General features: G+C 71.4%; 15 protein-coding genes. 9 read left to right on the top strand and 6 right to left on the bottom strand.

What is annotated here, in order from left to right; translation table 11 throughout:
* Positions 1 to 13 precede the first annotated feature (13 nt).
* On the top strand, positions 14 to 1,003 hold the full coding sequence (moaA, locus tag ABZ937_RS35175; RefSeq protein ID WP_361698035.1) for a GTP 3',8-cyclase MoaA: 990 nt from the start codon (positions 14 to 16) through the stop codon (positions 1,001 to 1,003).
* A gap of 37 nt (positions 1,004 to 1,040) precedes the next feature.
* On the opposite strand, the gene ABZ937_RS35170 is transcribed toward moaA, so the two are convergent.
* Together ABZ937_RS35170 and ABZ937_RS35165 are read right to left on the bottom strand one after the other, a co-directional pair.
* On the bottom strand, positions 1,041 to 1,259 hold the full coding sequence (locus tag ABZ937_RS35170) for a hypothetical protein (RefSeq protein WP_361698033.1): 219 nt from the start codon (positions 1,257 to 1,259) through the stop codon (positions 1,041 to 1,043).
* Positions 1,260 to 1,484: 225 nt separating this feature from the next.
* Entirely contained in the window at positions 1,485 to 1,907 is a 423-nt protein-coding gene (locus ABZ937_RS35165) for a DUF3099 domain-containing protein (protein ID WP_361698031.1), read from the bottom strand.
* A 239-nt stretch (positions 1,908 to 2,146) separates the two neighbouring features.
* Here ABZ937_RS35165 and ABZ937_RS35160 point away from each other — a divergent pair, with 239 nt between their 5' ends.
* Positions 2,147 to 2,425 carry a GlsB/YeaQ/YmgE family stress response membrane protein gene (locus ABZ937_RS35160; protein ID WP_361698028.1) on the top strand — a complete coding sequence of 93 codons (279 nt, stop codon included), beginning with the start codon at positions 2,147 to 2,149 and terminating at the stop codon, positions 2,423 to 2,425.
* Between the two features lie 42 nt (positions 2,426 to 2,467).
* Here ABZ937_RS35160 and tyrS read toward each other — a convergent pair whose 3' ends face one another.
* From tyrS to ABZ937_RS35145, 3 genes are read right to left on the bottom strand one after another with little or no spacing between them, the layout of a single operon-like run.
* The gene (tyrS, locus tag ABZ937_RS35155) at positions 2,468 to 3,736 is read right to left on the bottom strand and encodes a tyrosine--tRNA ligase (protein WP_361698025.1); all 1,269 of its coding nucleotides are present in this window, start codon (positions 3,734 to 3,736) and stop codon (positions 2,468 to 2,470) included.
* Between the two features lie 56 nt (positions 3,737 to 3,792).
* Positions 3,793 to 5,187 (bottom strand): TldD/PmbA family protein, encoded by a 1,395-nt coding sequence (locus ABZ937_RS35150; RefSeq protein WP_361698022.1) that lies wholly within the window; start codon positions 5,185 to 5,187, stop codon positions 3,793 to 3,795.
* Positions 5,184 to 6,707 (bottom strand): TldD/PmbA family protein, encoded by a 1,524-nt coding sequence (locus ABZ937_RS35145; protein ID WP_361698019.1) that lies wholly within the window; start codon positions 6,705 to 6,707, stop codon positions 5,184 to 5,186. The genes ABZ937_RS35150 and ABZ937_RS35145 overlap by 4 nt, the downstream gene beginning before the upstream one ends.
* A gap of 249 nt (positions 6,708 to 6,956) precedes the next feature.
* Between ABZ937_RS35145 and fabG the strand changes: the two genes are divergently transcribed.
* The 3 genes from fabG (at position 6,957) to ABZ937_RS35130 (ending at position 8,969) form a co-directional block, all read left to right on the top strand.
* A complete protein-coding gene (gene fabG / locus ABZ937_RS35140) occupies positions 6,957 to 7,661 on the top strand; it encodes a 3-oxoacyl-[acyl-carrier-protein] reductase (protein WP_361698016.1) in 705 nt (234 codons plus the stop codon).
* A 5-nt stretch (positions 7,662 to 7,666) separates the two neighbouring features.
* Complete coding sequence (gene fabI / locus ABZ937_RS35135; RefSeq protein WP_361469014.1) at positions 7,667 to 8,434, top strand: enoyl-ACP reductase FabI; 768 nt, start codon at positions 7,667 to 7,669, stop codon at positions 8,432 to 8,434.
* A 184-nt stretch (positions 8,435 to 8,618) separates the two neighbouring features.
* Positions 8,619 to 8,969, top strand: coding sequence for a hypothetical protein (locus ABZ937_RS35130; RefSeq protein ID WP_361698013.1), 351 nt, complete (start codon positions 8,619 to 8,621; stop codon positions 8,967 to 8,969).
* Here ABZ937_RS35130 and ABZ937_RS35125 read toward each other — a convergent pair.
* Positions 8,947 to 9,639, bottom strand: a complete 693-nt coding sequence (locus ABZ937_RS35125; protein WP_361698010.1) for a FadR/GntR family transcriptional regulator — start codon at positions 9,637 to 9,639, stop codon at positions 8,947 to 8,949. The genes ABZ937_RS35130 and ABZ937_RS35125 overlap by 23 nt on opposite strands.
* A 70-nt stretch (positions 9,640 to 9,709) precedes the next feature.
* Here ABZ937_RS35125 and ABZ937_RS35120 point away from each other — a divergent pair, with 70 nt between their 5' ends.
* From ABZ937_RS35120 to ABZ937_RS35105, 4 genes are all read left to right on the top strand, one after another.
* On the top strand, positions 9,710 to 11,053 hold the full coding sequence (locus ABZ937_RS35120; RefSeq protein WP_361698007.1) for a CynX/NimT family MFS transporter: 1,344 nt from the start codon (positions 9,710 to 9,712) through the stop codon (positions 11,051 to 11,053).
* 60 nt (positions 11,054 to 11,113) lie between these two features.
* The gene (locus ABZ937_RS35115; protein ID WP_361698004.1) at positions 11,114 to 11,233 is read left to right on the top strand and encodes an SGM_5486 family transporter-associated protein; all 120 of its coding nucleotides are present in this window, start codon (positions 11,114 to 11,116) and stop codon (positions 11,231 to 11,233) included.
* 234 nt (positions 11,234 to 11,467) lie between these two features.
* The gene (locus ABZ937_RS35110; RefSeq protein ID WP_361698001.1) at positions 11,468 to 11,674 is read left to right on the top strand and encodes a hypothetical protein; all 207 of its coding nucleotides are present in this window, start codon (positions 11,468 to 11,470) and stop codon (positions 11,672 to 11,674) included.
* Positions 11,675 to 11,753: 79 nt separating this feature from the next.
* The gene (locus ABZ937_RS35105; protein ID WP_361697999.1) at positions 11,754 to 12,272 is read left to right on the top strand and encodes a histidine phosphatase family protein; all 519 of its coding nucleotides are present in this window, start codon (positions 11,754 to 11,756) and stop codon (positions 12,270 to 12,272) included.

Genomic DNA, 12,272 nt, shown 5'->3' with positions numbered 1-12,272 from the left:
GGAGGGGGCCCACGTGCTCATCGACACCTACGGCCGAGTGGCCACCGACCTGAGGGTCTCGCTGACCGACCGGTGCAATCTGCGCTGCACCTACTGCATGCCCGAGGAGGGCCTGCAGTGGCTGGCCAAGCCCGACCTGCTCACGGACGACGAGATCGTCCGGCTCATCGACATAGCGGTCCGCACGCTCGGCATCGAGGAGGTCCGCTTCACCGGCGGCGAGCCGCTGCTGCGCCCGGGCCTGGTCGGCATCGTCGAGCGCGTCGCGGCCCTCGCCCCGCGCCCGCAGATGTCCCTCACCACCAACGGCATCGGCCTCAAGCGCACGGCGACCGCGCTGAAGGCGGCGGGCCTGGACCGGGTCAACGTCTCCCTGGACACCCTCCGCCCGGACGTCTTCAAGACCCTCACCCGCCGCGACCGTCACAAGGACGTCCTCGAAGGTCTCCAGGCCGCCCGCGAGGCCGGTCTCACCCCGGTCAAGGTCAACTCGGTCCTGATGCCGGACCTGAACGAGGACGAGGCCCCGGACCTGCTCGCCTGGGCGGTGGAGCACGACTACGAGCTGCGCTTCATCGAGCAGATGCCGCTCGACGCCCAGCACGGCTGGAAGCGCGAGGGCATGGTCACCGCCGGGGACATCCTCGCCTCCCTGCGCACCCGCTTCGACCTCACGGCCGAGGGCGCCGACGAGCGCGGCTCGGCACCGGCGGAGCGCTGGCTGGTGGACGGCGGCCCGCACCGGGTCGGCGTGATCGCCTCGGTGACCCGGCCGTTCTGCGCGGCCTGCGACCGCACCCGCCTCACCGCCGACGGCCAGATACGGACCTGCCTGTTCGCCACCGAGGAGACCGACCTCCGCGCGGCCCTGCGCTCGGGCGCCCCGGACGAGGAGATCGCCCGGATCTGGAAGCTCGCGATGTGGGGCAAGAAGGCGGGAGCGGGCCTGGACGACCCGTCGTTCGTCCAGCCGGACCGACCCATGTCGGCGATCGGCGGCTAGGCGACCGGCGGCCAGGCGATCGGCGGAGCCTGGGTGGCTAGGCCTCTTCGGCCGCCCGCCACTCCTCGAACTTCACGACGTCCTTCAGGAACCCCCGGACCCCGAGGAACTGCGACAGATGCTCGCGGTGCTCCTCGCAGGCCAGCCACGTCTTGCGCCGCTCCGGCGTATGGATCTTCGGGTTGTTCCACGCCAGCACCCACACGGCGTCGGCACGGCAGCCCTTGGCGGAGCAGATCGGGGTCTCGTCACTCACGGCTTCGTCTCGGGTTCGTCTCGCGAATGGGCGGAAACAAGGCGACGCCGGGCAGCCACGGGGGGAGCTGCCCGGCGTCGGTCCGTCGCTCCGACGGGGGATGCGGAGCGCGTACGCAGTATGTCACGGGTACCCCATCGCCCGGCACTGGTACAGCAGGATTGATCTGAGCTTTTCTTGAGTTCCACGCACGGCCGAGTTCCGCTTCCGGCGTGTCCGCAGTGCTCAGGCCGGATCCGGGCGCTCACCGCGCACTCCGGCCGCCGGGTTCGTCGGCGTGTCCTCCCGCACCGATTCCCGGGCCGATTCCCCCGCCGGTTCCGTCTGTTCGTCCCCGGCCCGCGTCGGCGCGATCATCGGGCGCAGCGGCGCGGTGACGAACGTCGACGGAAGAGAAGGCGGCCGCTCCCGGCCCGCGTTGGCGATCACCACGGCGATGTAGGGGAGCACCGCACCGAGCACGAGCGCGACGATGGCGACGTACCGCTCGACGTTCCACAGCGAGACCGCCAGGATCACCGACAGGGTCCGGATCGACATCGAGATCACGTACCGCCGCTGCCGGCCCCGGACGTCCTCGGCGAGCCCGGTCCGGGCACCGGTGATCCGGAACACCTGGGCGCCGCCGCCGTGCTGTTTCCGCGTCACATTCCACCATCCGCCCGCATCGGACTCTCCCCGGCCCGCACCCTCGCCCACGGCCGGCGGGGAACCGGGCCGGGACACCACCCACGTTACGCCGCGCCCGCGCCGCCCTCGAGACCGGGTCGCCCGCCGCCTGCGACGACGCGGCCGGCACCGCGTACGGGGGAGCCCGACATGCGTCGTACGGCGGACCGAACGACACTGGCCGTAATGCTCACGTCGAGCCGTACGAGGAGGCAGCCATGGGCTGGTTGTGGGCGATCATCGTGGGATTCGTGCTGGGCCTCATCGCCAAGGCGGTCATCCCGGGCAAGCAGCACAGCCCCCTGTGGCTGACCACGATCTGCGGCATGCTGGGCGCGATCGCGGGCAACGCCATCGCCGGAGCCCTCGGTGTCGCCGAGACCCGGGGCATCGACTGGAGCCGGCACGCCTTCCAGCTGGTGGCCGCGATCATCATCGTGGCAGCGGTCGACGCCTTGTACATGGCAACGCTGGGCAAGAGGAAGCAGCGGGCCTGAGGGAACGACCCGCGGCCCGCACACTCCCACGCCCCTGCGGCGCTACTCGGAAACGACCTCCACCGCGGCGAGGTTCTTCTTGCCCCTCCGCAGCACCAGCCACCGCCCGTGCAGCAGCTCCTCGGCACCCGGGACGGCGTCCTCGGCGGTGACCTTCACGTTGTTCACGTAGGCGCCCCCCTCCTTGACCGTCCGGCGCGCGGCGGACTTGCTGGCCACCAGACCCACCTCGGCGAACAGATCGACCACCGGAGCCAGCTCGGTGACCTGGATGTGCGGCACCTCGGACAGCGCCGCCGCCAGCGTCCGCCCGTCCAGGTCCGACAGCTCGCCCTGCCCGAACAGGGCGCGGGACGCGGCGATCACCGCGGCCGTCTGGTCGGCGCCGTGCACCAGCGTCGTCAGCTCCTCGGCGAGCGCCCGCTGCGCCGCCCGGGCCTGCGGACGCTCCTCCGTCTGCCGCTCCAGCTCCTCGATCTCCTCACGGGACCGGAAGCTGAAGATGCGCAGGAACTTGGAGACGTCCCGGTCGTCCGCGTTGACCCAGAACTGGTAGAACGCGTACGGCGTGGTCATCTCGGGGTCGAGCCACACCGTGCCGGACTCGGTCTTGCCGAACTTGGTGCCGTCCGCCTTGGTGATCAGCGGGGTGCCCAGCGCGTGCACTACGGCCTCCGGCTCGACCCGGTGGATCAGGTCCGTGCCCGAGGTGAGGTTGCCCCACTGGTCGCTGCCGCCGGTCTGCAGCGTGCAGCCGTGCCTCCGGTACAGCTCCAGGAAGTCCATGCCCTGCAGGATCTGGTAGCTGAACTCGGTGTAGCTGATGCCCGCGTCGGAGTTGAGCCGCCGGGAGACGGCCTCCTTGGCGATCATCTTGTTGACCCGGAAGTGCTTGCCGATGTCCCGCAGGAACTCGATGGCCGACAGGCCCTGGGTCCAGTCCAGGTTGTTGACCATCACCGCGGCGTTCGGCCCGTCGAAGTGGAGCAGCGGCTCGATCTGCGCGCGCAGCCGCTCCACCCAGCCGGCCACGACCTCCGGCGCGTTCAGCGTGCGCTCGGCCGTGGGCTTCGGGTCGCCGATGAGACCCGTGGCACCGCCGACCAGCGCCAGCGGACGGTTGCCCGCCTCCTGGATGCGGCGCATCGTCAGGATCTGCACGAGGTTGCCGAGGTGCAGGCTGGGCGCGGTCGGGTCGAAGCCGCAATAGAACGTGACGGGGCCGTCCGCGAACGCCTTGCGCAGTGCGTCCTCGTCCGTGGAGAGGGCGATGAGCCCCCGCCACTTCAGCTCGTCGACGATGTCCGTCACGGTTCTCGTGTCTCCTTGGTGATCTTCCGGCGGTCGGGTGACAGCCGACTACGAGGTTATACGCCCTGACTGACAGAGCTCATATTGAAATCGGGGATCCGCAGCGCGGGCATCGCGGCCCGGGTGAACCAGTCGCTCCACTCGCGCGGCAGCGTCCGCTCCGTCCGCCCGGCCTCCGTGGCCCGGCCCAGCAGGTTCACCGGCGACTCGTTGAACCGGAAGTTGTTCACCTGCCCGGTCACCTCGCCGTTCTCCACGAGGTAGACACCGTCCCGGGTCAGGCCGGTCAGCAGCAGCGTGGCCGGGTCGACCTCGCGGATGTACCACAGGCAGGTCAGCAGCAGCCCGCGCTCGGTGTCCGCGACCATCTCCTCCAGGGAGCGGTCCTGCCCGCCGTCCAGGATCAGGTTGCCGAGCACCGGCGCGACCGGCAGCCCGGTCAGGCCCGCGCTGTGCCGGGTGGTGGTCAGATGCTTGAGCACGCCCTCGCCGATCCACTCCGTGGCGTGCGTCGGCAGGCCGTTGTCGAAGACCGACTCGTCGCCGCCGGAGGAGTGGGCGACCACGAAGGGCGGGCACTCCAGGCCGGGCTCGTTCGGGTCGCTGCGCAGGTTCAGCGGCAGCTCGCTCAGCTTTTCGCCGACCCGGGTGCCGCCGCCCGGCCTGGAGAAGACCGTCCGCCCTTCGGAGGCGTCCCGGCCCGACGCCGACCACAGCTGGTAGATCAGCAGGTCCGCCACGGCAGTGGGCGGCAGCAGCGTCTCGTAGCGCCCCGCGGGCAGCTCCACGCGCCGCTCCGCCCAGCCGAGCCGTACGGCCAGCTCGGCGTCGAGCGCGCCCGGGTCGACGTCCTTGAAGTCCCGGGTGGACCGGCCGGCCCACGCCGAGCGCGTACGGTCCGGCGACTTGGCGTTCAGCTCCAGCGTGCCGGTGGGCTGGTCGTGCCGCAGACGCAGTCCGGTGGACGTCCCCAGGTACGTCGACACCAGTTCGTGGTTGGCGAAGCCGTACAGCTCCCGGCCGCCCGCACGCGCGCGTGCGAAGGCCTCGCCGAGCGCCGGGGCGAAGTCGGCGAACACGGCGGAGGAGGTCTCGGCGGGCGCGTCCGTGAAGTCCGGGGACTGCGGCACGCCACCGACCAGGGGCTGCGCGTCCTCGGCGGGCCCGGCACCGCGCGCCGCGGCCTCGGCGGCCCGCACCAGCGGCTCCAGCTCCTCGGCGGTGACCGCGGACCGGGACACGACACCGGAGGCGGTGCCCTCCTTGCCGTCCACGGTCGCGATCACGGTGAGCGTACGGCCGCGCGTCACCCCGTTGGTGGTGAGCGCGTTGCCCGCCCAGCGCAGGTTGGCGGTGGAGTGCTCGTCGGCGATGACGACACAGCCGTCGGCCCGGGACAGCGCCAGGGCCTGCTCGACGACCTCGTGCGGCTTGTTGGTGCGGGCGCTCATCGGCCGGCCTCCTGCGTGGTGTTCAGAATGTTGACGCCCTTGAAGAGGGCGGACGGGCACCCGTGGGACACGGCGGCCACCTGGCCCGGCTGGGCCTTGCCGCAGTTGAAGGCACCGCCGAGGACATAGGTCTGCGGGCCGCCGACGGCCGCCATGGACCCCCAGAAGTCCGTGGTGGTGGCCTGGTAGGCGACGTCCTTCAGCTGCCCGGTGATCCGCCCGTTCTCGATCTTGAAGAACCGCTGGCCGGTGAACTGGAAGTTGTACCTCTGCATGTCGATCGACCAGGACCGGTCGCCGACGACGTAGATGCCCCGGTCGACACCGCCGATCAGGTCCTCGGTGGACAGCCCGGCCGGATCCGGCCGCAGCGACACGTTGGCCATGCGCTGCACCGGCACATGCGCCGGCGAGTCCGCGAACGCGCACCCGTTGGACCGGTCGAACCCGGTGAGCCTCGCGATCCTGCGGTCCAGCTGGTAGCCGACGAGCGTGCCGTCCTTCACCAGGTCCCAGGACTGCGCCTCGACGCCCTCGTCGTCGTAGCCGACGGTCGCGAGACCGTGCTCGGCGGTGCGGTCACCGGTGACGTTCATCAGCTCGGAGCCGTACCTCAGCTTGCCGAGCTGGTCGAAGGTGGCGAAGGAGGTGCCGGCGTAGGCGGCCTCGTAGCCGAGGGCGCGGTCCAGCTCGGTGGCGTGGCCGATGGACTCGTGGATGGTCAGCCACAGGTTGGACGGGTCGACCACCAGGTCGTACAGGCCCGGCTCCACGCTCGGCGCCCGCATCTTCTCGGCGAGCAGCTCCGGGATCCGCTCCAGCTCGGCGTCCCAGTCCCAGCCGGTGCCGGTCAGGTACTCCCAGCCGCGCCCCACCGGCGGCGCGATGGTCCGCATGGAGTCGAACTCCCCGCTCGACTCGTCCACCGACACGGCCGTCAGCTGCGGGTTCAGCCGTACCCGCTGCTGGGTGGTCACGGTCCCGGCGGTGTCGGCGTAGAACTTGTTCTCGTGCACGGTGAGCAGCGAGGCGTCCACGTGGTTCACGCCCGGCGCCGCCAGCAGCCGGGAGCTCCAGTCCGTGAGCAGCGCCACCTTCTCCTCGTCGGGCACCGAGAACGGGTCGATCTCGTACGACGAGACCCAGGTCCGCTCCGCGTGCACCGGCTCACCGGCCAGCTCCACCCGCTCGTCCGACCCGGCGGCCTTGATCACCTGCGCCGAGAGCTTCGCCATCGCCACCGCCTGCGAGGCGACCCGCGCGGCGGCGTCCATGGTCAGGTCCACCCCGGAGGCGAAGCCCCACGTACCGCCGTGCACGACCCGGACGGCGTACCCGAGGTCGGTGGTGTCCGACGATCCGGCGGGCTTCGCGTCCCGCAGCCGCCAGGACGCGCTGCGCACCCGCTCGAACCGGAAGTCCGCGTGCTCGGCCCCCAGCGCACGCGCGCGTGCGAGCGCGGCGTCGGCGAGGGCCCGTAGGGGAAGCGCCATGAAGGCTTCGTCGATGGAATGAGGCACCGAGGTCTCCCTGCTGTCGTGGCCTGTCGGCTCCGATCATGTCGCGGGAGCGGCCCGGCGGACCACACCTTTGGGTCCCGGGACCGGCCGGTTCTGTAGGGACCCGACAGTGACACCCCCGCGCCACTGTCGGTGCCCGATTGCCCACGCGAGGGGCGCGACCGATAGGTTTTCGATGAAGCCGCCTGCCATCCAGGTGTTCGGGCGGGCTGGCCGACCGCATCAGACCGCTATCGAAAGGGTGATCCGTTGAGCCGCTCGGTTCTCGTCACCGGAGGCAACCGGGGCATCGGCCTCGCCATCGCCCGCGCATTCGCCGACGCCGGCGACAAGGTTGCGATCACGTACCGCTCGGGGGAGCCGCCGGCCGGCTTCCTGGCAGTCAAGTGCGACATCACCGACCCGGAGCAGGTGGAGCAGGCCTACAAGGAGATCGAGGACCAGCACGGTCCGGTCGAGGTCCTGATCGCCAACGCCGGCGTCACCAAGGACCAGCTCCTGATGCGCATGTCCGAGGACGACTTCACCTCGGTCATCGACACCAACCTCACCGGCACCTTCCGTGTCGTCAAGCGTGCCAACCGAGGCATGCTGCGCGCCAAGAAGGGCCGCGTCGTCCTGATCTCGTCGGTGGTCGGTCTGCTGGGCTCGGCGGGGCAGGCCAACTACGCCGCCTCCAAGGCCGCCCTGGTCGGCTTCGCGCGGTCCCTCGCCAGGGAGCTGGGCTCGCGCAACATCACCTTCAACGTCGTCGCGCCCGGTTTCGTCGACACCGACATGACCAGGGCGCTCAGCGACGAGCAGCGCCAGAGCATCGTCTCGCAGGTGCCGCTCGCCCGTTACGCGCAGCCGGAGGAGATCGCCGCGACGGTGCGGTTCCTCGCCTCGGACGACGCCTCGTACATCACTGGAGCCGTCATCCCGGTTGACGGCGGACTGGGAATGGGTCACTGATCACCATGAGCGGAATTCTTGAGGGCAAGCGCATCCTGGTCACGGGTGTCCTGATGGAGTCGTCCATCGCCTTCCACGTCGCCAAGCTCGCCCAGGAGCAGGGTGCCGAGATCATCCTGACCGCGTTCCCGCGGCCCACGCTGACCGAGCGCATCGCCAAGAAGCTGCCGAAGCCCACCAAGGTCATCGAGCTGGACGTGACGAACGAGGAGCACCTCGCGCGCCTGGCCGACGTGGTCGGCGAGGAGCTGGGCGGGCTCGACGGCATCGTCCACTCCATCGGCTTCGCCCCGCAGGACGCGCTCGGCGGCAACTTCCTGAACACGCCGTTCGAGTCGGTGGCCACCGCCATGCACGTCTCGGCGTTCTCGCTGAAGTCGCTGACCATGGCCTGCCTGCCGCTGATGCAGAACGGCGGCTCGGTCGTCGGCCTCACCTTCGACGCCCAGTACGCCTGGCCGCAGTACGACTGGATGGGCCCGGCCAAGGCGGCCCTGGAGGCCACCAACCGCTACATGGCGCGTGACCTGGGCAAGCAGAACATCCGCTGCAACCTCATCTCGGCGGGCCCGATCGGCTCCATGGCCGCCAAGTCCATCCCGGGCTTCGGGGAGCTGGCGTCCGTCTGGGACAGCCGTTCGCCCCTGGAGTGGGACCTGAAGGACCCGGAGCCGGCCGGCCGCGGTGTCGTCGCCCTGCTGAGCGACTGGTTCCCGAAGACCACCGGCGAGATCATCCACGTCGACGGCGGTCTGCACGCCATCGGCGCCTGATCCCCGCGAGGCCGCACCGACGCCCCGTTTCCCGCCGCGAGCGGGGAGCGGGGCGTCGGCCGTTGGACCGGCGTGGCACGTCACCCGTTCGGCTCACCGGCCGGGCCGCCGGCGTGCCGACGGCGCACGCTGGATTACGCCCTCCCCCGCACGTACCGCCGCAGCCGGCCGAGGAGGTCCCCTTGTGCGCCTGTCCCGCAGCCTGGCCCCGGTGACCGTGGCCCTGGCTCTCGTCCTCTCCCTGCCGTACGACGCGCTGTCCCACGCGCGCGTGGGCGACGGCAAGCCGCCCGCGCCGAGCCGGTTCGGCGCCTCCTGCCGCACGACGGTCCGCGGCTCCCATGTGGTGGCCTACTGCCACAATCCCTATGTCGACATCGATCGCGTGCGCCTGCACATCGAGTGCGCCCGCTGGTGGGACATCGACACCGACAGCGCCCCGGTGGACGCCGGGGCCGCCATGACCGTACGACTCTCCGGCCGGTGCTGGAAGGAAGTCCGCTCCGTCTGGATCAGCCACCAGAAGGCGCGCTGAACCGGCCCGGATCGCACAGGAACGGATAGCTCCCGGCCTCCACCGCCGCCGCCTCCGCGTCCCCGGCGCGGATCGCGTCCACCAGGCGCGCGTGGTCCATGTGCGACTCCGGGGTCAGCTCCGCCCCGACGTCCGCGCGCAGCCAGTCCCGCAGCACCTCGCCCAGGTCGGCGTACATCGCCGTCATCACGTCGTTGTGGGACGCGGCCACCACGGCCAGGTGGAAGGTGGCGTCGGCCGTCACGAACGCCTCCGCCTCGCCGGCCTCCCAGGCCTCCTCACGCCGTGCCAGCAGCGTGTCCAGCTGCTTGAGGTCCTTCTCGGTGCGCCGCTCGGCGGCCAGCTTGGCCGCGGCCGACTCCAGCGTGGAACGCAGTTCGGCGATGTGCCGGGGGTCGGCGCCGGCGAAGCGACGCTGCATCACGCCGGCCAGCTCGCTCGTGGCCACGACGTACGTGCCCGAGCCCTGGCGGATGTCCAGCAGACCGTTGTGGGCGAGCGCGCGCACGGCCTCGCGGACGGTGTTGCGGGCGACACCGAGCTGCTCGACCAGCTCCGGCTCCGTCGGGATGCGTGAGCCGACCGGCCACTCGCCGGAGGTGATCTGGTTGCGCAGTTCGGCGATGACCTGCTCGGACAGCGCCGAACGGCGCGGGTGGCTCAAGGGCATGGCACACCTTCGCACGAGAGGACCGGGCGCGGGCGCCTCGGGGATGGACAGGCAATCATCCTATGATTCTATGATGGGTCTCATGGCTAGTGAGGAAACACGGACAGCGGAGACCAGGACAAGGGGCACCCGTACGGCGATGTCAGCGACCGAACGCGGTACGGCCGCCGTGGCGAGCACACCCGACCCGAGCCCCGGCGCGGGCCGCACGCGCGCGTGGGCGACCCGGCTGGTCGTCGTCGGCATCGTGCTCTCCGCGCTGAACCTCCGCCCGGCCATCACCAGCCTCGGCGCCCTCCTGGAGGAGGTCCGCGACGGACTCGGCATGAGCGGCAGCGTGGCCGGCCTGCTCACCTCCGTGCCTCCGCTGTGCTTCGCCGTCTTCGGTGTCACCGCGCCCCGCCTGGCCCGCCGCTTCGGACCCGCCGCCGTGGTGTGCGCCGGCATGGCCGCCATCACCGCCGGCCTGCTCATACGGCCCTTCGTCGGCAACACGGCCGGATTCCTGGCCGCCAGCGCACTCGCCCTGATGGGCATCGCCGTCAGCAACGTCCTGATGCCGGTCATCGTCAAGCGCTGGTTCCCCGACCGGGTCGGCTCCATGACCGGCCTGTACTCGATGGCCCTCGCCCTCGGCACCTCGCTCGCCGCCGCGGTGACCGTCCCCCTGACCGACGCCATGGGCGGCAGCTGGCAGTCCGGCCTCGCCGTGTGGGCGGCCGTCGCCGCGGCGGCCGTGCTGCCCTGGCTGCCCCTCGTCCGGGACCGCGGCACCGCCACCGGCCCGTCGCGGGAGCCCGCGCGCGGCGCGGCGGAACAGCACGCTCCACTGCGCATCACCCGCAGCCGCACCGCCTGGGCGCTCGCCGTGTTCTTCGGGCTCCAGGCCACCGCCGCCTACATCACCATGGGCTGGATGCCGCAGATCTTCCGCGACGCGGGCGTCCCGGCGGGCACCGCGGGCGTGCTGCTCGCCGTCACCATGGTGATGGGCGTGCCGCTGGCCTTCGTCATCCCGCGGGTCGCCACCCGGCTGCCCCACCAGGGACCGATCGTGCTGGTCCTGGGCGCCTGCGGGCTCGCCGGGTACACCGGGCTGTACCTCGCCCCGTCCGGCGGCGCCTGGGCCTGGGCCGTGCTGCTCGGCGTGTCGAACTGCGCCTTCCCGCTCGCCCTGACGATGGTCGGGATGCGGGCCCGCAGCGGCCCGGGCGTGGCCCAGCTGTCCGCGTTCGCGCAGAGCACCGGCTATCTGATCTCCATCCCGGGCCCGCTGCTGGTCGGCGTGCTCTACCAGCAGAGCGGCGGCTGGGGGCTGCCGATCGCCCTCATGGCGGGCCTGATGGTGCCGCAGATGGCGGTGGGCTTCCTCGCGGGCCGCGACCGTACGGTGGAGGAGGAGGCGGCGCGCTGACCCGGCGACCCGGGTGCCCCCGGCGCGGCCGGGCGGGAGACGGGGTGCGAGACTGGGCGCATGCAGCCTGTGCTCGACCCGAACCCGCAGAACGGCCAGAAGAAGATGCTGCTCGTCTTCGGCTCGTTCTTCGCCATCTTCGTGATCATCGCCATCGTGGCGATCATCGCGTCTCCCTGACGGCAGCGTCCCCCGGTTCCACCGCTTCCCCGGTCCGGTCGCCCCTGTCGGCCCTACCGGTCCGCCCGTTTTCACCCGGAGGATGGTGGGGCTGACCCCACCATCCCCTAGGGGGTAAGGGTCAGGGTCAACTGGGTGGAGTTCCGGATGGGTTGGCGGCCCCGGATTCCGTAGCTTCGAGAGGTGACCGCACCAGGCGGTCACGGACCCGCTCGAAGACTCACGGAGGCGACCATGCCGGCCCGCACCCACTCCCGGCCCCACCCGGCGACCACGGGCGGCGTCGACATCCGGCTGCCCTGGTGGGCGCTCGCCCTGCCCGCCCTCGCGTTCATCGTTCTGCTCGCGCTGATACTGAACCCGTCGGACGCCCAGGCAGCGAGCGGCGACCCGGCGATAGCGCGGCTCCTGGAGCGCGCCCAGCAGCTCCTCGCGCGCTGACGGGAAGCCCCCTCACGCGGTGAATCCGCATGGTCAACTCCCTGCGCCAGGTGGCCTGTTTCATGCGAAGCTGGGTCCCATGAGCGTCGCAGAACCCCGCAGGATCGTCCTCTTCCGGCATGCGAAAGCCGACTGGCCCCAGGTCCCCGACCACGAGCGCCCGCTCGCCGAGCGGGGCCGCACGGACGCCGCAGTCGCCGGGCGCAAGCTGGCCGACACCGGCATCACCTTCGACCTGGCCCTGTGCTCCACGGCGACCCGTACCCGTGAGACCTGGAAGCTCGCCGTCCACGAGCTGTCGCACCGGCCGAAAACCGTCTACGAGGAGCGGGTCTACGAGGCCTCGCCCGGCGAGCTGATCGCCGTGCTCAACGAGCTGCCCGACGACGCGCGGAACGTGATCCTGATCGGCCACAACCCGGGCGTGCATGCCCTGGCCGAGATCCTGGCCGGCTCGGCCGACGGCGACGCCCGCGAACGGATGAACCGCCGGGGCTTTCCCGCCGCCGCCTTCGCCCTGCTGTCCTACGACGGCCCCTGGAAGGGCGTCGAGCCGGGCGTGGGCACCCTCACGGACTACTGGGCACCCTCCGAGTGA

The organism is Streptomyces sp. NPDC046727, assembly GCF_040645635.1.
GTDB lineage: Bacteria > Actinomycetota > Actinomycetes > Streptomycetales > Streptomycetaceae > Streptomyces.
The sequence above is the reverse complement of the archived record's forward strand: the minus strand, read 5'-3'. Positions and strand labels throughout refer to the sequence as shown.

Excerpts from the sequence above, each read along its gene's own strand:
- ABZ937_RS35105 (WP_361697999.1), top strand. The coding sequence starts at position 11,754 with ATGAGCGTCGCAGAACCCCGCAGGATCGTCCTCTTCCGGCATGCGAAA.
- ABZ937_RS35110 (WP_361698001.1), top strand. The coding sequence starts at position 11,468 with ATGCCGGCCCGCACCCACTCCCGGCCCCACCCGGCGACCACGGGCGGC.
- ABZ937_RS35120 (WP_361698007.1), top strand. The coding sequence starts at position 9,710 with ATGATGGGTCTCATGGCTAGTGAGGAAACACGGACAGCGGAGACCAGG.
- ABZ937_RS35160 (WP_361698028.1), top strand. The coding sequence starts at position 2,147 with ATGGGCTGGTTGTGGGCGATCATCGTGGGATTCGTGCTGGGCCTCATC.
- ABZ937_RS35150 (WP_361698022.1), bottom strand. The coding sequence starts at position 5,187 with ATGAGCGCCCGCACCAACAAGCCGCACGAGGTCGTCGAGCAGGCCCTG.
- ABZ937_RS35125 (WP_361698010.1), bottom strand. The coding sequence starts at position 9,639 with ATGCCCTTGAGCCACCCGCGCCGTTCGGCGCTGTCCGAGCAGGTCATC.
- ABZ937_RS35115 (WP_361698004.1), top strand. The coding sequence starts at position 11,114 with ATGCAGCCTGTGCTCGACCCGAACCCGCAGAACGGCCAGAAGAAGATG.
- fabI (WP_361469014.1), top strand. The coding sequence starts at position 7,667 with ATGAGCGGAATTCTTGAGGGCAAGCGCATCCTGGTCACGGGTGTCCTG.